Source organism: Polaribacter dokdonensis (genome assembly GCF_024362345.1).
Classification (GTDB): domain Bacteria; phylum Bacteroidota; class Bacteroidia; order Flavobacteriales; family Flavobacteriaceae; genus Polaribacter; species Polaribacter dokdonensis.
The window spans coordinates 2,264,703-2,286,942 of the sequence record NZ_CP101505.1 but is presented as its reverse complement, the minus strand read 5'-3'; the positions used below and the strand labels follow the sequence as shown (position 1 = coordinate 2,286,942).

General features: G+C 29.4%; 22 protein-coding genes. 5 read left to right on the top strand and 17 right to left on the bottom strand.

The annotated features are described in order from the left end of the window. Positions 1 to 10: 10 nt before the first annotated feature. A complete protein-coding gene (gldE, locus tag LPB302_RS10215) occupies positions 11 to 1,339 on the top strand; it encodes a gliding motility-associated protein GldE (protein ID WP_053973644.1) in 1,329 nt (442 codons plus the stop codon). Continuing rightward, positions 1,332 to 1,898: a gliding motility lipoprotein GldD gene (gldD, locus tag LPB302_RS10210; RefSeq protein WP_053973645.1), complete on the top strand. Its 567-nt coding sequence runs from the start codon at positions 1,332 to 1,334 to the stop codon at positions 1,896 to 1,898. Before gldE ends, gldD begins: the two co-directional genes overlap by 8 nt. On the opposite strand, the gene LPB302_RS10205 is transcribed toward gldD, so the two are convergent. The 15 genes from LPB302_RS10205 to rplU form a co-directional block, all read right to left on the bottom strand. After that, the gene (locus tag LPB302_RS10205) at positions 1,895 to 3,664 is read right to left on the bottom strand and encodes a MutS-related protein (RefSeq protein ID WP_053973646.1); all 1,770 of its coding nucleotides are present in this window, start codon (positions 3,662 to 3,664) and stop codon (positions 1,895 to 1,897) included. The two genes, gldD and LPB302_RS10205, sit on opposite strands and share 4 nt — an antisense overlap. A 2-nt stretch (positions 3,665 to 3,666) precedes the next feature. Then, on the bottom strand, positions 3,667 to 4,152 hold the full coding sequence (locus LPB302_RS10200) for a hypothetical protein (protein WP_053973647.1): 486 nt from the start codon (positions 4,150 to 4,152) through the stop codon (positions 3,667 to 3,669). Then, positions 4,153 to 5,229, bottom strand: coding sequence for a HesA/MoeB/ThiF family protein (locus LPB302_RS10195; protein ID WP_053973648.1), 1,077 nt, complete (start codon positions 5,227 to 5,229; stop codon positions 4,153 to 4,155). Then, positions 5,230 to 6,336, bottom strand: coding sequence for an NTP transferase domain-containing protein (locus LPB302_RS10190; RefSeq protein WP_053973649.1), 1,107 nt, complete (start codon positions 6,334 to 6,336; stop codon positions 5,230 to 5,232). Further along, complete coding sequence (gene moaC, locus LPB302_RS10185; protein WP_053973650.1) at positions 6,329 to 6,805, bottom strand: cyclic pyranopterin monophosphate synthase MoaC; 477 nt, start codon at positions 6,803 to 6,805, stop codon at positions 6,329 to 6,331. The genes LPB302_RS10190 and moaC overlap by 8 nt, the downstream gene beginning before the upstream one ends. Beyond that, complete coding sequence (locus LPB302_RS10180) at positions 6,805 to 7,992, bottom strand: molybdopterin molybdotransferase MoeA (RefSeq protein WP_053973651.1); 1,188 nt, start codon at positions 7,990 to 7,992, stop codon at positions 6,805 to 6,807. Before LPB302_RS10180 ends, moaC begins: the two co-directional genes overlap by 1 nt. Continuing rightward, on the bottom strand, positions 7,989 to 8,537 hold the full coding sequence (locus LPB302_RS10175) for a GRAM domain-containing protein (RefSeq protein ID WP_053975294.1): 549 nt from the start codon (positions 8,535 to 8,537) through the stop codon (positions 7,989 to 7,991). The genes LPB302_RS10180 and LPB302_RS10175 overlap by 4 nt, the downstream gene beginning before the upstream one ends. Before the next feature lie 203 nt (positions 8,538 to 8,740). Continuing rightward, the gene (moaA, locus tag LPB302_RS10170; protein WP_074613513.1) at positions 8,741 to 9,733 is read right to left on the bottom strand and encodes a GTP 3',8-cyclase MoaA; all 993 of its coding nucleotides are present in this window, start codon (positions 9,731 to 9,733) and stop codon (positions 8,741 to 8,743) included. Next, on the bottom strand, positions 9,734 to 10,147 hold the full coding sequence (locus tag LPB302_RS10165; protein ID WP_053975296.1) for a YeeE/YedE thiosulfate transporter family protein: 414 nt from the start codon (positions 10,145 to 10,147) through the stop codon (positions 9,734 to 9,736). 3 nt (positions 10,148 to 10,150) lie between these two features. After that, entirely contained in the window at positions 10,151 to 10,708 is a 558-nt protein-coding gene (locus LPB302_RS10160) for a YeeE/YedE family protein (protein WP_053973652.1), read from the bottom strand. Further along, complete coding sequence (locus LPB302_RS10155; protein WP_053973653.1) at positions 10,709 to 11,941, bottom strand: 3-deoxy-D-manno-octulosonic acid transferase; 1,233 nt, start codon at positions 11,939 to 11,941, stop codon at positions 10,709 to 10,711. It lies immediately after the preceding gene. Positions 11,942 to 12,162: 221 nt separating this feature from the next. Continuing rightward, the gene (locus LPB302_RS10150) at positions 12,163 to 12,867 is read right to left on the bottom strand and encodes a LytR/AlgR family response regulator transcription factor (RefSeq protein WP_053973654.1); all 705 of its coding nucleotides are present in this window, start codon (positions 12,865 to 12,867) and stop codon (positions 12,163 to 12,165) included. A gap of 5 nt (positions 12,868 to 12,872) precedes the next feature. Beyond that, positions 12,873 to 14,780 (bottom strand): sensor histidine kinase, encoded by a 1,908-nt coding sequence (locus tag LPB302_RS10145; RefSeq protein ID WP_053973655.1) that lies wholly within the window; start codon positions 14,778 to 14,780, stop codon positions 12,873 to 12,875. 115 nt (positions 14,781 to 14,895) lie between these two features. Further along, positions 14,896 to 15,156 carry a 50S ribosomal protein L27 gene (rpmA, locus tag LPB302_RS10140; protein WP_015481656.1) on the bottom strand — a complete coding sequence of 87 codons (261 nt, stop codon included), beginning with the start codon at positions 15,154 to 15,156 and terminating at the stop codon, positions 14,896 to 14,898. Positions 15,157 to 15,194: 38 nt separating this feature from the next. Further along, the gene (gene rplU, locus LPB302_RS10135; protein WP_053973656.1) at positions 15,195 to 15,860 is read right to left on the bottom strand and encodes a 50S ribosomal protein L21; all 666 of its coding nucleotides are present in this window, start codon (positions 15,858 to 15,860) and stop codon (positions 15,195 to 15,197) included. 255 nt (positions 15,861 to 16,115) lie between these two features. Here rplU and LPB302_RS10130 point away from each other — a divergent pair, with 255 nt between their 5' ends. Further along, complete coding sequence (locus tag LPB302_RS10130) at positions 16,116 to 17,429, top strand: M16 family metallopeptidase (RefSeq protein ID WP_053973657.1); 1,314 nt, start codon at positions 16,116 to 16,118, stop codon at positions 17,427 to 17,429. Positions 17,430 to 17,465: 36 nt separating this feature from the next. Continuing rightward, positions 17,466 to 19,514 (top strand): M16 family metallopeptidase, encoded by a 2,049-nt coding sequence (locus LPB302_RS10125; RefSeq protein ID WP_053973658.1) that lies wholly within the window; start codon positions 17,466 to 17,468, stop codon positions 19,512 to 19,514. Positions 19,515 to 19,567: 53 nt separating this feature from the next. Here the strand turns inward: LPB302_RS10125 and LPB302_RS10120 are convergent, their stop codons facing one another. Continuing rightward, complete coding sequence (locus tag LPB302_RS10120; RefSeq protein ID WP_053973659.1) at positions 19,568 to 20,440, bottom strand: DMT family transporter; 873 nt, start codon at positions 20,438 to 20,440, stop codon at positions 19,568 to 19,570. 94 nt (positions 20,441 to 20,534) lie between these two features. Between LPB302_RS10120 and LPB302_RS10115 the strand changes: the two genes are divergently transcribed. Beyond that, positions 20,535 to 20,972 (top strand): cation transporter, encoded by a 438-nt coding sequence (locus tag LPB302_RS10115; protein WP_053973660.1) that lies wholly within the window; start codon positions 20,535 to 20,537, stop codon positions 20,970 to 20,972. A 69-nt stretch (positions 20,973 to 21,041) separates the two neighbouring features. Here the strand turns inward: LPB302_RS10115 and LPB302_RS10110 are convergent, their stop codons facing one another. Then, positions 21,042 to 22,223 (bottom strand): beta-helix domain-containing protein, encoded by a 1,182-nt coding sequence (locus LPB302_RS10110; protein WP_053973661.1) that lies wholly within the window; start codon positions 22,221 to 22,223, stop codon positions 21,042 to 21,044. Positions 22,224 to 22,240 lie beyond the last annotated feature (17 nt).

Sequence of the window (22,240 nt, the reverse complement as noted above, 5' to 3'; positions counted from 1 at the left end):
AACCATACAATTGGATCCAGATCCTGAACCATTAATATTACTACTTTCATCAATTGATTTTATAACAGGCATAAATGCAATTGCTCTTATTTTTCTTTTAATTAGCTCTGCATTAATATCTGGTACTGAAGTTGCTTTTTTCTCACTTTCGCAAACCGATTTAAATGAACTCTCTAACGAAAGCAAAGAAACCAACATTATTGTTACTCTATTAGAAAGACCTAGAAAACTATTAGCAACCATTTTAATAACCAATAACTTTATCAATATTCTTATTGTGTTGTTATTTGCATCTTTGGCAGAAACTCTTTTTGGTAATTTTGATTATGAACTTAACTTATATTTATTTGTAGTTCCTATTCGCTTTTTAATAGAAATTGTTCTTGTTACCTTTTTAATTTTATTGTTTGGAGAGGTATTACCAAAAGTATATGCATCTAGAAATGCGCTTCGTTTTTCTAAAAACATGTCTAAATTTATACACGTTGTAAATGTAATTTTAACACCTTTTACACTGCCTTTAATATCCTTAACAAAATTTATAGAAAAAAAATTAGGAAATAAAAATTCTAACTTTTCTGTAGAAACATTATCACAAGCTCTAGAGCTAACTTCTGAAGGAGCAACAACTAAAGATGAACAGAAAATTTTAGAAGGAATCGTAAATTTTGGTAACACAGAAACTGTGCAAATTATGAAACCAAGAATAGATATTTTTGCGCTTTCTGATGATGAAGATTATGAAGTTGTTCTAAGTAAAATTCTCGAAAATGGCTATTCTAGAAATCCTGTTTATAAAGAAAATATAGATAACATTATTGGTGTTTTATATGCCAAAGATTTATTGGCACATTTAAACAAGAAGAATTTTAAATGGCAATCCTTACTTAGAGAAGCTTTTTTTGTGCCAGAAAACAAAAAGTTAGATGATTTGTTAGACGATTTTAGAGACCGAAAAAATCATTTGGCAATTGTGGTAGATGAATATGGAGGAACTAGTGGTTTAGTAACCTTAGAAGACGTTATAGAAGAAATTGTTGGTGATATTAATGATGAGTTTGATGATGATGACCTGCAATATTCTAAAATAGATGAAAACAATTACATATTCGAAGGCAAAACCACCATTAAAGATTTTTGTAAAGTTTTAGATGATGAAGATGAAGAAATTTTTGAAGAAGAAAAAGGTGAAAGTGAAACACTGGCTGGTTTTATTTTAGAAATTTCTGGAAAGTTTCCTAAAAAAGGAGAGAAAATAAACTTTAAGAATTATACGTTTACCATTGAAGCGTTAGATAAAAAACGCATAAAACAAGTTAAAGCAACAAGAAATGTATAATCGGTTTTTAGGCTATTTATTAGTAATTTTAAGTTTAGCAATAACCACATCTTGTAAAGATGATGTATTACCAAAACCTAAAGGTTATTTAAGTTTAGAATACCCAAAGAATCAATATAAAGAACTTACTGTTAAGCGCCCTTACCAATTTAAAATTCCTACACAAAGCATTATCATCAACGAGAAAAACAATTGGTTAAAAATAAAATACCCAAATTTAAAAGCATCTATAGATATTACCTACAGACCTGTAGAAAATAACTTGGCAGAACTCTTAACTGAAGCAGAAAAGTTAGTTTTTAAACATGCTGTAAAAGCGGAGCAGATAATTCCAAGAGATTTTGTAAATGATGAAAACAGCGTTTATGGAAGTTTATATGAAATTACAGGAAATGCAGCTTCTCACTTACAATTTCATGCCACAGACAGCACAGATAACTTCATAAAAGGCTCTTTATATTTTTATGCAAAGCCAAACTACGATTCTATTTTACCAGCAGTTGCATATATTAAAGAAGATATTTTAAAACTGATGGAAAGTTTAGAGTGGAAAAACTAAACAATCTTCATTTTTTCTAGAAGAAAAGAAGCATTCATATTTTTGCAAATTCCGTTTTTTAAGGTGTAATCAAAGTGCAGTTCGTTATTGATAATTTCAGCATCAAAATAATAATTTTTAATTGCTGAAAACTCATTCTCTAATTCACACAAACTCACATCATGAGTAGCAATAATTCCTGTTGATTTTGATTTTGATAATTTTTCGACAAACTTTTTAGAACCTGTAGCTTTATCCTTACTATTTGTTCCCTTTAGTATTTCATCTAAAATGATAAAATATTTCTCTGTTTTAATTTGATCAATAATAAATTTTAAACGTTTTAATTCTGAGTAAAAATAAGATTCGTCATCTGTTAAAGAGTCTGAAGTACGCATACTAGTTATCAATTTTATAGGGTGATATCTAAAACGTTCTGCACAAACAGGCAAGCCACAATTAGCCATAACAATGGCTAAAGAAACAGTTCTTAAAAACGTACTTTTTCCAGCCATATTTGCCCCAGTTACAATAAAAAACTGAGCATCATCAATATTAAAATTATTATCAATTCTGTTATCAGCCTTTAATAATGGATGTCCTAAATTGGTGGCTTTCATTACTTCCTTTTTTGATGTAATTTCTGGAAACACAAAAGTTGGATGATTGAATTTAAAATTAGCTAATGAATTCCTAGCATCAAAATAAGCAACCACCTTAAACCAATTTTCTACAGTGTGTTTGTACTTATCAATCCATTTTTCAACCTTACAAGCATTTAGAATATCCCACAAAAAAAGACCATTACCAAGTACAGCAATAATGATGTTGTTTCTATTATCAAAAGCATCTAGAATTTTAGAAAATTCTTTAAAAATAGTCGAAGCTTTTTTATTTTCTGATTCAATTATAGCTTGATTATCAACTAAGTTTTTAGCTACAAAAGTTTCGCTTTCAATTTCATTTAACAACAAATGATATTGCTTAAAAGTTTCTTTTGCCTTACCTGAATCTAAATATAATTTATTGGTTTTCTTTAAAAATCTGCTAGTAATAAATAACCCTATAAAAAACCATGCTGTTAAGTAAGTAAATGATAAAAAACCTAAAGAAATTAAGCCAATTAAAACCAAAGAAACTACAGAAAACCCAACTTGTATTTTTGCTAAATATGCAGCAAAAACAGCAGTATAATTTGTAACCCAACTTATTATAGTTTTTGAAGTATCTTTTACTGCAAACAAACTAGCCAAAGCAGAAAAATGTTGTCTCCATTTTAATTTATCAGCCAACTCATTAATGGCATCTTGCTTGTCTGTAACAGTTTCAATAGAATTTGATGTAAGTAAGTTTGCGAATTCTTTTTTACCATCTAAAGTTGTTGTTCTGTTTACATATTGAAAGAAAGAACCTTTGCCAAATAAATCAATATCATTACTATAAAAATGAGTTACATCTTCAAATTCTTTACCAGTTTCTAAGTGATGAAACTTGCGATTTAAAACATCAATTTCTATTGAATTCAGCTCTATTTTTTTGTCTATAATTGCTTTTTCTCTTTTTATGTTAAGGTATTTCATCACCAAAATAGAAAAAAGAGAAACACCTAAAATAACGATTATAAAAACCAAAGGATATTCAGTAGAAGTTAAGTACACCAAAACCCCTGTAATTAAAAAAACTACAAACCGAAAAATACCTAAATTAATAAGTTTCTTTTTGAGTCCATTTGCTTTGTACTCTAATTCAGTTTTTTGCTGATTGTAAATTTCTATAGGTTTTTGCATTTTTAACTTCTTTCTAAAAATTTAATTTCTAATTTTTCAGCTAAATCTCTGCCATAAAAAACTGCGTCTTCAATTTTGTAAAAATATGCTATTCTGTATTTATTATTTTTTACATCCCAAATATTAACTTCACAATTTCCTTGACGATTAACAAACGTTGAAACTCTATTTAAGCTTTTTAGATTTTGCCATTTACCAAAACCAAAAGGGCCAACAGAAACAAACTTTCTATACTTTTTTAAATCAAAGTCAAAGTGATGATTAACTGTATATGAGTATTTAATTCCTAAACTAAAAACAAATATTAAAGATGACAAAACCTTAAAACTACTTATATAATAGTCTTCTGTAAAAGTTACATTTATATTTTTATAGAATAGAAATAACAAATAAAACCCAGCTGCAAAGAAAACAGATGCCAAAACTCTTTCATACCAAGGTCTTTTGCCTGATACAATTTTAACAATGCCAGTTTTATTTTTTATCATTTAATAACTAGAAATTCCGCCAGTTAAATTTAGCACTTTTAAATCAGGGTATTTTTTCTTTAATCTTTCTGTAGCTCTGTAACTATTTAAACCTCTTTGACAAACCATCACATAGGTTTTATTAAAATCTACAGTTATTTTTTCTGCATCAAATGTATTGATATGTATGGTTTGATTGACTTTGAAAGGCAATTTTAAATTGTTTAACACTGCAATTATCTCTAAGTCTTCATCACCCAATTTTGATTTTAAAGTTTCTGGAGAAATTTGCCAATCAGGATTTTGATTTGCACAAGCTGCATCTACATAGGTCTGAACCTTAAAAATTTTAGTGATTTTTTCTTTATTAAAAATAGATTTCAACTTCATTTTTAACTGTGTGTTTTGTAAAGAATTATATATTAATAATTCATTCGTTAACGGTTTTCCAACACCTGTAATAATTTTTAAAACCTCATTTACTTGAGCTGTAGCAATTAATCCAACAATAGCATTTAAGGTACCTGCTTCTTCACAATTAGGAATATCTGTAGCCATTTCAGGAAATGCATCTCTTAAATTTGCTGAATAACTTCCATCTTTTTGCAACAAATTAAAAGTAGCTACATAACCATCAAATTTATACAGAGAACCATACACCAAAGGTTTTTGTTTAACAACACAAGCATCATTCAACAAATATTTAGTTGGCAAAGAATCTGTTGCATCAACTATTATATCTACACTATCTATCAACTCAGAAACGTTATCTTTTGTAATAGCTTTATTGGTAATTTCAACCTTTGTAAAAGGCGCTCTTTCTTGTATAAAATTACGTAAAGTAGCTGCTTTTGGTTTTTCTACATCTTTTAAGGTATAAAAAACCTGTCTGTGTAAATTAGAAATATCAACCGTATCAAAATCTACTAAATGGATTTTACCAACACCACTTGAAGCCAAATACACTGCAATTGGGCTACCTAAACCTCCACAACCCACTACCAAAACAGAAGCGTTTTGCAGTTTTTGTTGCCCAACTTCACCTATTTCTGATAAAGTAATTTGACGTTTAAAAAGGTGGTTTTTATCTAATTTCATTTACGAACTAATCTCTTCTTTAGCCGCTCTAAATTCTTCAGGTGTATTTATATTTCTGATAAAATCATCCTCTATTTCTACAATCTCTACATCAGAATTAATCAACATTTTACGTGGACAAGAATAACCTTGAGCTAAATATTGTAATAAAATAGGATAGGATTTTGGCTCGTAAATTGTAATTAAAGGTTCTACAAATTCCTTGTTTTTACCCTTTATTGCTGTTGCAACTTTAGATGGATTTCTGTGCTTTAAAACCAACTGAATAATTTCATTGTTCACAAAAGGCACATCTGTAGCTAAAACAAACCAAGCAGAATTTGGATCTTTTTGAAAGGCAGAACAAATGCCCCCAAAAGGACCAAGATTTAAAAATTTGTCTGCAATTTCATAATCGTTATCTGCTTTTTGAACGGAATAAAAAGTTTTTAAATTATGTTCTTCTAAGAGTTCTTTAGCAACTTCTTTTTGTGGTTTTCCAGAATAATTAAGTTCAGATTTATCAGACCCCATTCTTGTACTTTTACCACCAACTAAAACCAAACCTTTTACAGGCGCAATTTTCTCTTGAATTAAATTATTGATGTGATTAGAAATTGCATCAATATCATTTAAAGGGTAACAACGTTTGTTTTTAATATTTGGATATTTCTCCACTAAAAAATCAAAAAACTCGGTTTCTGAGTTCAGTTTTATAATAAATTGAATGTTATCTAGTTGATCTAATCTTTTTAATACTGATGCTTCTTTAGCTTCGTCTAAAATTAAAATTTGCTTTGCTCCTTGATAATGATTCCCATTTATAAAAACATAATCAAACTGTGCAAAATCTAAACGCTGTTGGTATTTATTTATAGTTCCAGAAGTTGTGATTTGTAAATTTCCTTCATGATGAAAAACATATTCTGATAATTTGTTTTTTGCTAAATCTTTAGCATGAGAAGCATCAAAATAAGCCAATTTATGATTAGATAATTTTTTAGCAACTTTAGAAACGATATCTGAAATAATATCACATTTTGCACCTAAAATTGCAATTTCATTGGGTGCATAAATATCATTATCTCTTCTTACCAAATTTGTATGTTTGCTGTGTTTTTTAGTCATTTTTAATATCAGATTTTCCGCCAGTTTTTTCCATTAATTTCACTTCTTTAATTACCATTTTTTGACTGATACTTTTACACATGTCATATATTGTTAAACAAGTAATATTTGCTCCAGTTAAAGCCTCCATTTCTACACCTGTTTTGCCAGTAATCATTACTTTACAAAGTACTTCTAGATGTTCTTCATCTGTAGTATGAATATCAATATCTACACCATTTATTAATAATGGATGACACATAGGAATTAAATCTGATGTCTTTTTAACACCTTGAATTCCTGCAATAATTGCGGTTTGAAAAACAGGCCCTTTTTTAGTGATTAACTCATCGTTTGTAAAATGAGCAATAACCTCTTTTCCTAAAAACATAGTTGCTTTTGCAATGGCTGTTCTTTTGGTAATTTTCTTGTCAGAAACATTTACCATTTTAGGATTATTTTTATTATTTAGATGACTAAAATCACTCATTATCTATATCTTATAATTGGATAGTTTTCTCCGGTTTTAAATTCAGTTTTATCATTTGGTAAATGAATAAAAGCATCTGCATGTACTAAACTTGCTAAATCTCCAGAACCATTTCCAGTAATTGGAGTTGCTAAAGTATGACCGAATTTATCACTTAATTTTACTTGTAAAAAGTATTCTAAATTTGGTTTAAAGTTAACATCTTTAGTTAAAATGGCTGTTTCTTCCTCGATTTCTAAACCAACAGATTTGTAATACCAAGGATAAAAATACGCCAAACAATTTACAAACGTTGAAATTGGATTTCCAGGAAATCCGAATAAATTGCAGTTGGCAGTTTTTCCGTAGAAAAATGGTTTTCCTGGTCTTTGAGCCACTTTATGAAATAGTTTTTCTACACCCAATTCTTCAAAAACTTCTGGTAAAAAATCAAATTTACCTTTACTTACAGCTCCACTAAACAGCAAAACATCATAGTTTTCGATAAACGTTTTAATCTTTTGTTTAAGTATGGCCTTGTCATCTGTAAGGTGTGCTGTTTCTGAAGCTATTTTTAGACTTTCTAGCAAAGAAACTAACGTAAATACATTACTTCTTCTAATTTGATGTGCTAAAGGGTTTTCATCTACTCCAACCAATTCATCTCCTGTAGAAATAATCATTACTTTAGGTTGCTTTGCAACTTTTACCATTGACTTACCAACTGTTGCTAAAACACCAATCTCTGCAGCAGAAATAATTTTGTTCTCTGATATTAAAACATCGCCAACTTTACCATCTTTTCCTTTCTGATGAATGTTTTGGCTTTTGTTTATAGCATCAATATTAATAGTTGCAATTCCGTTGTTGATAGTTACATCTTCATAACGAATTACAGTATTTGCGTTTTCTGGCAAAACTGCACCTGTCATTACTTCCATGCAATTTTCTGAATTTTGAAGTCTGATTTGCTCACTTCCTGCAGCTTGAATACCTTCTATTTTAAAAGTTCTTTGTCCGTTTTTAAATGGATTGAAATCTATGCAAATTCCATCCATAGAAACTCTGTTAAATGGAGGAAAATCTCTATCTGCAAAAATCTCTTCTTTTAAAATTCTACCTACAGATTTTATAAACGGAACTTCTTCTACACCAAAATCTTGAGTAGTGTTTAAAATAATATTTTTTGCTTCTTTTACTGAAATCATAAATTCAATTTATTCTGAATTTTAACTAATACATTATCTCTATCATTAACTACAAAATCAAATTCAGTATTTTGTTTTGTAATTATTTTAATTCCATTATCTATCAATTTTGCAGTTTTTCTTTTTTGCACTGAACTTATAATTGAATACTCAAGATTGGTTTGGCCTTTTTGAAAATTAAAGGAATGACTTTTGAAAATTAATCGCTGATTGGTTAAAAATATTTTACCTCCAACACCTTCTACACCTCTAAATAAGTTTGCAAAAATCTCTTCTTCTATTTCTTCATCATCTAATAACTCAGGTACAATATTACTTACTCTTTTACCTAGTATTTTTTTCATAGCCCATGGAAATATCAAAACAAACAAAACACCAAAAAAGATTGCTTGGAAAATTATTGAGTTTATGTTTTGATTCCTATCAAATAGAAACAAAACTGCTCCATAAATAATAGTTGTAAAAAACATAGATGAAATTCTTTGCTTCCAGGTTAAATCAATTTTAAATTCTTTTTTTGTGTATTGCACTTTTTTGTTATTCATATCTCTTTTTGCCAATAAAAATTTGAATTATTTCCAACCGATAAACAATGTAACAATTCCAATTATAATAGCTAAAATAGCAGCAAAAATTCCTTCCATAGATTTAATCTCCTCAAAAATATTTCTATCCGTTTTTTTGAAATTAAGTACAACAAGCATTAAAATTAGTCCCCCAATTATGAACGAAAAACTATAAACCATAACTACCCTCCAATTGTACTCATACTCTCGGAAACATTTCCTTTTTTACGGTTTGCTTCTGCTATAAAACCATTTTCTGGTTTGTCTTTTACTAAAGATAAAAACAATTCTTTTAAATCGTCATTAGAAGCACCTTTTCTTATAAAATCGCGTAGATTAAAAACACCATCATCAAACAAACAATTTTTAAAAGTACCTGTAGATGTGATTCTAATTCTGTTACAATCATTACAAATAGTTCTTGTAAAGGCAGGTATAATTCCGAAAGTTCCTAAATGATTATCTATTTTATAATTTCTAGATGTAGACGATTTTTCTGACTTAATTTCATCCACAGAGAACTCTTTTTTTACTTCATTTAAAATTTTATTGAAGGTCCAATTTTCTTTCATGTCTCTCTGTCCTTTTCCATTAAAAGGCATTTCTTCTATAAAACGAACTGCAATATTTTTATCTTTTGTTAGTTTTACAAAATCGATAATTTCATCTGTATTAAAACCAGACTGAACAACAACATTTAGTTTAAGGTTCAGGCTACTTTGCTCTAGTAATTCAAGCGTTTTGTAAACTTCAGGAAACACATCTCTACGTGTAATTTTGGCAAACTTTTCACGATTTAAACTATCTATACTTAAATTGATGTTTTTTACCTTTTCTAACTTTTGAATTTTATCAATATGATGAGAAATTAGTGCGCCATTTGTAGTAATATTTATGGCATCTAACAAATCATTATAAGACAGCATTTCTAAAAACCCCACAAAATCTTTACGTACAAAAGGCTCACCACCTGTTAAACGTACTTTATTTACGCCCAATTCTGTTAAAACACGAATTAAACGATACATTTCTTTAAAAGTGAGTAGTTCTTGTCTTGGTACAATATCTATACCATGAGCAGGCATACAATATTGGCAACGCAAATTACAACGATCAGTAACTGCCAATCGTACATAATCCATTTGTCTACCAAAATTATCTACCAATTTACTCATTTAATTAGGTAGTTTTTTAGCGATTAAACCATAGATAAATGCACCTATTAATGCACCTAATAAAATAATTAAAGCTGGTAAAAATTTGAAACCTAAAATTACAAATACAGGTGCTGCACAAGCACCAGAAATACCCCAACCTAAACCAAATAATGTTCCTCCAAAAACGGTACTTATAACACCTTTCTTTTTTGGTTTGGGTACAATTTTGTTACCATTAATATCTTTTATTTTTCCGCTTTTGAAAAGTTGCATAATTATAGCAGAAATTACAACTGCACCTCCAATAATTCCAAACATATGAAATGATTGAAATTTAAACATTTCGTAAAAACGATACCAAGAAATTGCTTGAGATTTGCTTAAAACAATTGCAAAGAAAATTCCTAAGAGTAAAAATTTAATATTCTTCATCATCTAAAAAAGTATTGGAATTATAAACCATGTTGCTATGATACCACCTATAAAAAAGCCAATTACAGCCAATAAAGAAGGTAATTGTAAACTACTTAAACCTGTAATTGCATGACCAGAAGTACAACCACCTGCATAACGTGTTCCAAAACCAATTAACACTCCAGAAAGTATTAAAATCACAAAGCCTTTTAAAGAGAACACAATATCATCACTAAAAATTTCTGCAGGAAAATAACTTTCACCAACATTGGCAAAACCTAAATCTGTTAGCTCTTGAACAGTTGTAGGGTTTAAATCTATTGTTGGATTTGGCACTAAGAAATTAGCTGATATAAAACCACCAATAATTAAACCTACCACAAATAATAATGCAAAATCTCGCTGTTTCCAGTCTTTCTTAAAATAGTCTGACACTTTACCTGCACCAGCCATTGTACACAATGTTTCAAAATTGGTTGATGCCCCAAAATTTTGCCCAAAATAAAAATAAAGAAATAGTGATAACGCTATTAATGGCCCACCAATAAACCAAGGCCAAGGTTGTAATAGAAAATCCATTTATAAATGTGTATTTAAATAGTTTATAATTTGTTCTGTTGCTCCTAAATTATCTTCAATATACTTTTTGTTAATAGTACCTGCTAAGGTTCTATCATTTTTATCATCTCTTAAATGTATTAAGTTTTGTGTAAATTCTTTTTGATTTTGGATAGAAATACAACCACCAATTTCAACCAAATCTACAGCTTCTTTAAACTTGTCAAATTTATGACCAATAATTACAGGAATTCCGAAAGTTGCAGGTTCTAAAATATTATGCAAACCTGTTTTTAAACCTCCACCAACATAAGCCAAATCTGCTGCTGCATAAATTTTGGTTAAAATACCAATGGTGTCAATAATAAAAACTTGATGTTCTCTTAAATCTGTATTGGCTTTATTAGAAAAAAGTACTGTTTTTTTAGCAATTGACTTTTTAAGTTTTTGAATTGCTTCATCATTTATATTGTGTGGAGCAATTATAAATTTTTCGTTTTCTGCAGAATCATTATTGATATAATTAATTAATAATTCTTCATCTTCAGGCCATGTACTACCTGCAACTACTGTGTATTTATTGTCTTTAAACTGATTGATAAAATCGAGTGAATTGTCTTGTTCTAAAATTTTTGAAACACGATCAAATCTTGTATCACCAGCTACAGTTACATTTTCTAAATTGATAGATGCCAGCAACTCTTTAGAACTATCATTTTGTACAAAAAAGTGATGAAAAGCTTGTAATGAATTTCGCATAAAGCCACCATAACTTTTAAAGAAAAATTGATTTTTTCTTAAGATTCCTGACACCAAAATTGTAGGAATTTTTTTACCTTTTAATTCATATAAGAAGTTTGGCCAAAACTCATACTTTACAAAAATGGCCATTTTAGGGTTTACGATTTCTACAAACTGTTGGGTATTTTTCTTAGAGTCTAAAGGTAGATAGCAAATTACATCTGCTAGTTTATAATTTTTTCTTATTTCATAACCAGAAGGAGAAAAAAATGTAACTAGAATTTTATATGAAGAATGCGAAATTTTTAATTGTTCTATTATTGGTCTTGCTTGTTCAAATTCACCTAATGAAGCTACATGAAACCAAATTGTGTTTTTATTTTTAAGTACTGAGATCTTAGAGAAGGTTTCTTTTCTGCCATCAACAAAAAGTTTTAACTTAGTATTGAATTTGGAAAGAAATTTCAATATATATTTAGAAATAAAAACTACTAAGCTGTATAATAATTTCATAAGACGTAAAAGTACAAAATAGTACTAAGTAGTCTTGTAACAATTATTACATAAAAAAAAGCTACTCTTACAAGTAGCTTTAGTATGTATAATTTAATTAGTTATAATATCCCCCAACATTATTAAATAGAAATTATACTTGAGTTAAATTTAAACTAATTAACATTTCTGCAACAAAAAAATGTTCTAAACACGGTTATAATGTTCTAAAAGATAAAATTCTAAGATAAATTCATTGTTTTCATTAAATCTTCTCTGTATTTTTTACCAATAGGTATTTCATAATGAGACACCAAGACAGCATCCTGTTTTACCTTATCTAAATAATGTAAGTTAATAATATAACCTCTATGAATTCTTTGAAAACAACTACTTAATTTCTCAGAAATTTCATTTAAACTAATTCTTGAAATTATTTTTTTATGATTTGTTAGCATTATTTCTACATACACATGATCACTTTTAATAAATAGAATATCTTCGAATTTTATTTTACTAAATCCTCCTTTTTCTTTAACAAAAACTGCTTTTTGATCTACTTTTAGTGCTTTTTTTGCATAATTAGATATGGCTAATTCAATAGAGGTATACAATTCATTTTTACTAAAAGGCTTCACCAAATATGCATTTGGAGAAACTTCTTTTGCTTTGTTTAATGTTTCTGCATCTGCATTGGCCGTTAAAAAAATAATTGGAAACTTATATTCTGAATTTATTTTCTTGGCTAAATCTATCCCTGTTTTTTTTCCTGATAACTGAATATCTAAAATGCAAATGTCTGGTTTGATGTTTTCTATACTAGCTAAGGCTTCAGAATAATTTATTACTGGCTCAAAAACTTTGTAATTTAAATCTTCTAAGGTTTTACAAATATTATCTGCAATGATAATTTCATCTTCTACCACCAAAATCTTAATTTTCCCCATAAATTCTAGTTTATCTCCTTTCTTGTTTCTGTATCTTGGAATTGAATTTCGAAAGTTACGCCTTCATTATTTATAATAGTTAATTTTCCATGCAATTGTCTTACCAATCTCTGTACTAATTTTAAGCCAGAACTTTTAGTTTCTTCAATCTTGAATTCTTTTTTAAACCCAGCACCATTGTCTTTTATGGTTAATAAATAGGGTTGCTTGTCTTGCTTGTCTAGAATAATAGTTAGTTTGTTATTTTTCTGTGTTTTAAAAGCGTATTTAAAAGAGTTGGTTATAATTTCATTTAAAACTAGTGCTAAAGGTATTGCAGTATCTATATCAAAAAAGATGTCTTTTATATCTACCTCTACTTCTACATGATCATTTAATTTATACAAGTAAGAGAGTTCTTTTACCAATAAATCTACAAATTCATTAAAATTGATGAGCCCAGATTTACTTCTAAATAATTTTTGATGAATTAAGGCCATAGACTTTATTCTATCTCTACCTTTTTCTAAAATCTGTAATGCTTTTTCATCTTTAATCTCATCTGTTTGAAGATCTAACAAACTATTAATAATTTGAAAATTATTCTTAACTCGATGATGCATTTCTTTAATTAAAATCTCTTTTTCTTCTAGTGATTTCTCAATCAATTTATTTTTACGAGTCAATTCATCAGACTGATCTTTGTTTTTTCTTAAAACTACAAAAGTTATTATTAATAAAGCAAAACAAAGTAGTGCTATAAGAAAGTACAATTGCCTTTGTTCTTTTTCTGAACTAATTTCTTCCTCTTTAATTTTTAAAGCTTTTTGATTTGTGTATTTAGTAAGAGATTTTGTTAGTTCTTCTGAATAAATATCTCTGGTTATTTCTAAAGCTTTGTGTTTATATTGCAACGCTTCTTCAAAATAATCATGTTCTGCTAAAGCATCAGAACTTTTATTCATAAGATGATAATATTCATTTAGATTCAAATCTTTACCTAATTTTTCTAATTTTCTTACTAGGTTTAAAACATTATCTACTTCAAACTTGGTTAGAATAAGGTTTTTAAGCTCAGGCTTATTTTTTGCTGTAGACATGAGCTGTGCATAAAGCATATAAGAATAGATTTTAGAATATGAATTATTTAATTCATCTATTAGTTTAAGAACCTTCTCATCATCTTCACCTTTATAAATGTAAGCATTAACCAAATCTGTAATAGTACCATAATAATAACTGCTTCTCTCTTCTAACTGAGCTTCTAATTCTAGAATATATTCACAGGTACTAATATATTTCTCTAACTTATTTTGATAAATTAAAAAGTCTTTTGAATGATTTAGAAATATAATTTGCAACTCTATATCCTCTAACTCTTTTGCAATTTTTAAACTTTTATTAATTAAAGCTTCACCTTCTTCAATGTTCTTTTCTATAACTAACATAACTAAAAGATGCGTTTGCATTTTAGTGTGCGCCCACAAATAAGTATCACTCGTTTGTTTAAATCTAGCTACGTAGTTTTCTAACTTTATTTGCTCTGCATTAGCTTCTTCTAAATGAACCTCGTTTCTAAGTTTACTTATTAAAATCCATTTAATATTAAAGAAATCTCTATCTAACCCTTTGCTTATTTTTGGAGTTTTAACTTCCTTATTAATATAATTAGCAACAGCATTAAAATCTAAATTCTCTCTTTTTGCTAAACTGGTTATAAAATGATAATAGTCTTTATAAGAGATATAATCTCTTAAAATCATTTTTTTAAGAAAGGCTTTTTCTTTACCATCTTTTAGCTTATTTAGGTAAAAAACAGCTGAATCTGATTTTTCCTGAATAATGTAATTTTCAGTTTTCTGAAAATTGTTTGCAGTTTGAGAATTTACAGCAATACCAAGAAATAGAAATAAGGTAAAAAGGAGGTGTTTCATAGATGATACATTTTCCTACAAAGTTGATTGATAATCTTTTAGAAAGGAAATGTAAGCAATAAAAAAAGCTCAAACAAATTAATGTTTGAGCTTTTTTACTTTTGAAGAAAATTTCTTAAGCTTCAAATGGAGTTACAGATACATAAGATCTGTTATCTCTTTTCTTTTGAAATTCAACAATTCCATCAACTTTTGCATGTAAAGTATGATCTTTACCCATGTAAACGTTTTCACCTGGATTGTGAGTTGTTCCTCTTTGACGAACAATAATGTTACCTGCAATTGCAGCTTGTCCTCCAAAAATTTTTACACCTAGACGTTTCGATTCTGATTCTCTACCATTCTTCGAACTACCTACACCTTTTTTATGTGCCATTTTCTTGAGTTTTTATAGGTTAAAGTTAAATTAGTTGGTTATTTTTCAATACCACCATCTAATCTATCTTGTAATTCTTTTAATTCATCCCATTTACCTTCTGCAGCTAAACCAGCTTGCTTTGGCCAAGTATCTGTTACAATATGAGATAATCTTGAGCTAGCTTCAGATAAAATTTCGCTTAATTTAGCAGCATCTGTTTTAGCTACTTTAGCAAATGTATCTAAACCTGCATTTACTAATGCTTCAGCAGCCTTTGGCCCTGCACCTTCAATTTTCTTTAAATCGTCAGCTTTAGCTTTAGTTGCTTTTTTAGGAGCGGCTTTCTTTGGAGCGTCTGCAGTAGTTTCTGATTTCTTAGAAGCCGCTTTCTTAGCAGTTTTCTTAGTACCTGAAGCTGCAATAGATTCAATTTGAATCTCGCTAAAAGACTGTCTGTGTCCATTTTTCTTTCTATAACCTTTTCTTCTTTTCTTTTTGAAAACGATTACTTTATCACCTTTTAAGTGACTTAAAATTTGAGCTGTTACTGATGCTCCTTCTATAGCTGGGGCGCCTAGAGTTACGTTACCAGCATCATCAAGTAAAAGAACGTTATCAAAAGTTACTTTTGATCCTTCTTCTCCTTGTAAACGATGAACGTATACTTTTTGGTCTTTTGCTACTTTAAACTGCTGCCCTGCTATCTCTACGATTGCGTACATACTATTTGTTTTGCGTATTTATACTAATTAATGCACTTAACTTACTGAAAATGCGGATGCAAATATACATAAATTTTAGAAATCAGCAATAAAGGTAAATATTAAAAATAAAAATTATTAAACGCTCAATTTCATTATGTTTTTAGGCAAACCTTTGTTATTTTTGAGAACTGACAAAAAACTTTATTTTCTGTAACATTTTGTAAGATGAAGCGTCAAACCCAAATGTAAATTATTAATTAAATAAAAAAATCAATGAAGAAAAGTATTTTATCTCTTGCTTCTGCTGTATTATTTGCGTTTTCTATGAACGCTCAGCAAGTAGAATTTGAAGAGTATGATTTAAGTAATGGAATGCATGTAATATTACATCAAGACTCTTCAGCTCCTGTTGTTGTAACGTCTGTAATGTATCATGTAGGTGCAAAAGATGAGCAACCAGGAAGAACAGGTATGGCTCACTTCTTCGAACATCTATTATTTGAAGGAACTGAAAACATTAAAAAAGGTGAGTGGTTTAAAATGGTTTCTTCTAATGGAGGTAGAAATAATGCCAATACTACAGATGACAGAACATATTATTATGAAATCTTTCCTTCTAACAAATTAGAGTTAGGTTTATGGATGGAGTCTGAGCGTTTATTACACCCAATTATTGGTCAAGATGGTGTAGATACTCAGAATGAAGTAGTAAAAGAAGAAAAAAGATTAAGAGTAGATAATCAACCATATTCTAAATTTTTAGAGTACGTAAAAGAGAACATCTTTAAAAAGCATCCTTATAAAGGAACTACAATTGGTAAAATGGAAGATTTAGATGCTGCAACTTTAGAAGAGTTCTTAGCATTCAATAAAAAATTCTATGTACCTAACAATGCAACTTTAGTTGTAGCTGGTGATATTGATAAAGCTGCTGCTAAAAAAATGATTGAAGATTATTTTGGTCCAATACCTAGAGGAGAAGAAATTACCAGAAACTTTCCAAAAGAAGACCCAATTACTGAAGCAATGACAGCTAAAGGTTATGATGCAAACATTCAAATACCTGCAATTATGGCTGCTTACAGAACACCATCTATGAAAACTAGAGACTCTAGAGTTTTAGACATGATCTCTTCTTATTTAAGTACTGGTAGAAGTTCTGTTCTTTACAAAAAATTGGTAGATGATAAAAAAATGGCTTTACAAGCTGGAGCAATTAACTTAAGCCAAGAAGATTATGGTACCTATATTTTATATGGTTTACCACAAGGTGATACTCAATTAAAAGATATTATTGCAGAAGTTGATGCAGAAATTGTAAAAATGCAAACTGAATTAATTTCAGAAAAAGATTTTCAGAAATTACAGAATCAATTCGAAAACAACTTTGTAAACTCTAACTCAAGTGTAGAAGGTATTGCTAACTCTTTAGCACGTTACAATGTATTATATGGAGACACTAATTTAATCAACACAGAAATTGATATTTTTAGATCAATTACTAGGGAAGAAATTAGAGATGTTGCTAAAAAATATCTAAACCCAAATCAAAGATTACTTTTAGAATATTTACCAGAAGCAAAATAATAACATCGAAGTTCGTTTAAAAATAAGATATAAATTATGAAGACAAAAATATTATCATTAGTAGCGCTATTTCTTACAACAGTAGCTATTAATGCACAAATAGATAGAAGTACAATGCCTAAACCAGGGCCAGATCCTGTAGTAAAATTAGGTAAGCCTATTAAATTTACTTTAGACAATGGCTTAAAAGTAATTATGGTAGAAAATCATAAATTACCAAGAGTTTCTGCTAACTTATCTATAGACAATAAACCTTATTTAGAAGGAGATATTGCAGGAGTTTCTGGAATGATGGGTAGTTTATTAGGTAGAGGAACAAAGTCTATCTCTAAAGATGAGTTTAACGAAAAAGTAGATTTTTACGGGGCTAACATTAGCTTTTTTAGTTCAGGTGCTTTTGGTTCATCTTTAACAAAATACTTTCCAGAGATCTTAGGATTAATGGCAGATGGAATGCAAAATCCAGTATTTTCTAAAGAAGAGTTTGACAAAGAAGTACAAATAACTTTAGACAACTTAAAGTCTAACGAAAAAAGTGTTACTTCTGCAGCAAGAAGAGTTGAAAACGTTTTAACTTATGGTAGAAATCATCCATTTGGAGAATTTACATCAAAAGAAAGTGTTGAAAAAATTACTTTAGAAGATGTAATTAACAACTACAATACTTACTATAAGCCTAACAATGCTTACTTAGTAATTGAGGGAGATATAGATCCTAAAGCAACAAAGGCGTTAGTAAAAGATTTATTTTCTGGATGGCAAAAAGGAGAAATCCCAGCTTACGAAATTCCAGAAGCTAAAAATGTTGCAAATACTGAAATTAACTTTGTAAACATGGATAATGCAGTTCAATCAGAAATTGCAATTATTAACAATGTAGATTTAACGTTAGGTGATGATGATTATTATGCAGCACTTTTAGCAAACAACATTTTAGGTGGTGGAGGTACTGCTCGTTTATTTATGAACTTAAGAGAAGATAAAGGATACACTTATGGTTCTTACTCGAGCTTAAGACAAAATAGATATGCAGGTACTTTTAGAGCTACAGCAAGTGTTAGAAACATGGTAACAGATAGTTCTGTTGTAGAATTACAAAAAGAAATTAATAAAATGCGATACAAAAAAGTATCTGCAGAAGAATTAGAAAACTCTAAAGAAGAATATATTGGAGGTTTTGTAATGGATGTTCAAAAACCAAGAACAGTAGCTAATTTCGCTTTAAATATAGAGCGTTACAACTTACCAGAAGATTTTTACGAAAACTACATTAAAAATATTAAAGCAGTAACATTAGATGATGTACAAAATGCAGCTATTAAATATTTTAGAGGAGACCAAGCAAGAATTGTAATTACTGGTAAAGGTATTGATGTTCTTAAGAACTTAGAAAATACAGATTATGTAATTAAGTATTTTGACAAAGAAGGTAACCCAACTGTAAAGCCACCTATGACTTTACCTATTCCTGCAGGTATGACTGCTGAATCAGTAGTAGATAAATATATTGAAGCTATTGGAGGTAAAGATAAAGTAGACGCTATTAAAACTACAATGATTGTTTCTAACGCTACAATTCAAGGTACACCTTTAGTTATGACAATGAAATCATCTGCACCAAATAAAACATTACAAGAAATTGCTGTTATGGGTAACGTAATGCAAAAGTCTGTTTTTAATGGTGAAACTGGTTATCAATCTGCAAGAGGTCAGAAGATGGATATGCAACAAGCTCAAATAGATGAAGCTAAAGCTAACTTAGTTCCATTTTCAGATATGGCATACAAAAAAGGTACTTTAGATAGAATTGAACCAATAGATGGTGTAAACTATTATGTAGTGCAGTTTAATGATACTGAAGTTTTCTACGATATGAAAACTGGCTTAAAAGCTAAAGAAGTAAAAACTGTAAAAACTCCAGATGGTAAAGAAGTAAAAGTACCAACTACATTTGGTAACTATAAAGCAGTTAACGGAGTTTTATTTCCTTATTCAGTAGGTATTAAATCTGGACCTATGGATTTAAACTTTGAAGTAAAAGAGATAAAAGTAAATGAAGGTGTTACAGACGCTGATTTTGAATAAATCTTTTTAATACAATATTTTAAAGGGCCAAAGTTTACAACTTTGGCTCTTTTTTATTTAGATCTGTTTAATAAATAAACGCCTAATAAAATAATTAAACCTGCCATTAACTGAACAACACTTAACTCTTCACCATCTAAAATACCCCAAAAAACAGCCACTATTGGTATTAAATAAGTTACTGAAGAAGCAAAAATTGGTGATGCCAAATGCACCATTTTATTATAAAATACTTTTGCTATTCCTGTTCCAAAAATTGCCAAAACTGCTACATAACCTAAAGCACTTGTTTTAGCATCCGTAAATTCCACTGTCTCAAAAAAATCCGAAAAATACAATACTATAAAAGCAGGTATTACCAATAACAAAAAATTACCAGTTACAATACTTAGTGCGCTTACATCACTCAAATGTTTTTTTACCAAATTTACATTCAAGGCATACCCTATAGAGGCTATAACTACCAATAACGTAAACCAATAATTCTGATTAGGGTTTAAATCTGCACCTTTAACAATAAGTACAATTGTACCTATTAAACCTATAACAATTCCTAGTAATTGCTCTTTTTTAAATTTTAAACCAAAAGCTAAAACTCCAAAAATAAAAGTATTAAATGGTGTTAAGGAATTTAGAATAGAGGCAATTGAACTGTCTATACCATTTACAGCAAAAGCAAATAAGAATACAGGAAAAAAAGTACCCAATAAAGCTGTGTAAACAATATACTTATAATGTTTTCTTTTAATTTGCTTTAAACTTTTAAAGCCAAATGCAAGTAAAAACACACCAGCAATAAGCATTCTTAAAGCACCAACTTGTACAGGCGTTAAATCTATTAACGCTTTTTTCATTAAGATAAAGGAGCTACCCCAAACAAATGATAATAAAAGAAGATACAACCATTTCTGTTGTTGACTATTCATAAGCTTGGTTAAATTTTGTACAAAAGTCTAACAATTATTTAGATACCACTTTAAATATTGATAAATTTGTGCAATAATTAAATAATAGATTCTAATGAAAGTTCAAAAAATAATTTATTCGATTGCACTTGCTTGTTTACTTTTAATAGGATGTGCCAAAGAAGTTCAAAAAGAAAATGTGTCTTTAGCCATTTCTGGAATGACCTGCGAAATTGGTTGTGCAAAAACAATACAATCTAAACTCTCTAAAAAGGAAGGTGTTTTAGAGGCAAAAGTTGTTTTTAAAGATAGCATTGCAAACATAGAGTTTGATGCAAATACTACTTCTAAAAAAGAGCTTATTGCATTTGTAGACGGAATTGCTGGAGGAGAATTATATAAAGCTTCAGAATCTTCTGCAATCAAATCTGAGCCTTCTGCTAAAAAGCACGAATGTTCTGCAGATTGTAAAGAGAAATGCGAAATGAGTGAAAATAAAATGGAATGTAAAGAAGATTGTGAAATGGCTTGTTGTAAAGACAAAAAAGCATAAATTACAATCTCGTAAACATAAAAAAAGCAGGCCATAGGCCTGCTTTTTTTTTATTATGTGAGTATAAGATCAAGATCTAGTCCAACCTGCACCCCAAGTTGCATAGTCTGTTCCTGTTGCTCCTGCATCTACAGTTAAGAAATCTGCTTCTGTAAAAGTTTCACCAGTATCGTTTTTCATGTTAACTGTTACATCTGAAAAGATTACAGAGTTTACATTTAAATCTCCACTTAAAACACCAGCTCCTGTTGGGTTATCTCCTTGGTCTCCATCTAAATCAAAACCTTCTGCAAAACCATCTAATTTAACATTAGTAAAGATACCTTGAGTACCAGCTCTTAAACGAATAGCTTCGTTACCAGTTCCTGAACCTAAACCTACAATAGTTAAGTTAGTAACAGTTGGCTTAGAAAAGTATAAAGGGTTAGAGTTGTTACCTACATCTGTATTGTAACCATCTGCTTCTATACCTTTATCATGACTAACACCATGCTTTACATAAGCATCTGTAATAGTACCTGTATAACCTTCTGTCCAGTCAATTGAATCATCTTGAGAGTTTACTACTGATAGATAAGAAACATTTACTGTACCTCCAAAAAACTCTACTCCATCATCAGAACCTTCAAACATTTGAATGTATTCTACAACAGTTCCATTTCCTACACCATAAAAAGAAAAACCATTATTTTCTGACTGACCTGATGCTTTACCTCCTGAATATTCAACTCTTACATAACGTAAAGTTCCTGAATTATCATCAGCTACAGAACCACCATAAGATAAGTTTCCAATTTCTGAAGTTGCTGTTGCATTACCTGTAATTGAATTTACTGGTGCTTTACCTAATAAAATTAAACCACCCCAATCACCAGCATTTGGTGTATTTGCATCAGAAGTAAAAATAATTGGTTGAGAAGAAGTACCTTCTGCAATAATTTTACCTCCTTGAGCTACTGCTAAATAAACATCTGCTCCTGTTGCTGCTGCTTCAATTACCATTCCTGCAGGAATTGTTAAAGTAACACCATCTTCGATAACTGTTGGTCCTGTTAATTTATACTCGTTTGTACTATCTAAGGTTAAATCTGAAGTTATACTACCAGATAAACTTACAAATTGTCCTTGATTTCCAGAATTACCTCCACCATTTTCTGGAAGATTAATTACGATGTCTGAAGTACCATCTTCTCCACAAGAAGTGAAAAGAGTTGCTGCAATAACGATTGCTAATAAAATTTTGTTTTTCATTTTTTAAAGTTTAAGTT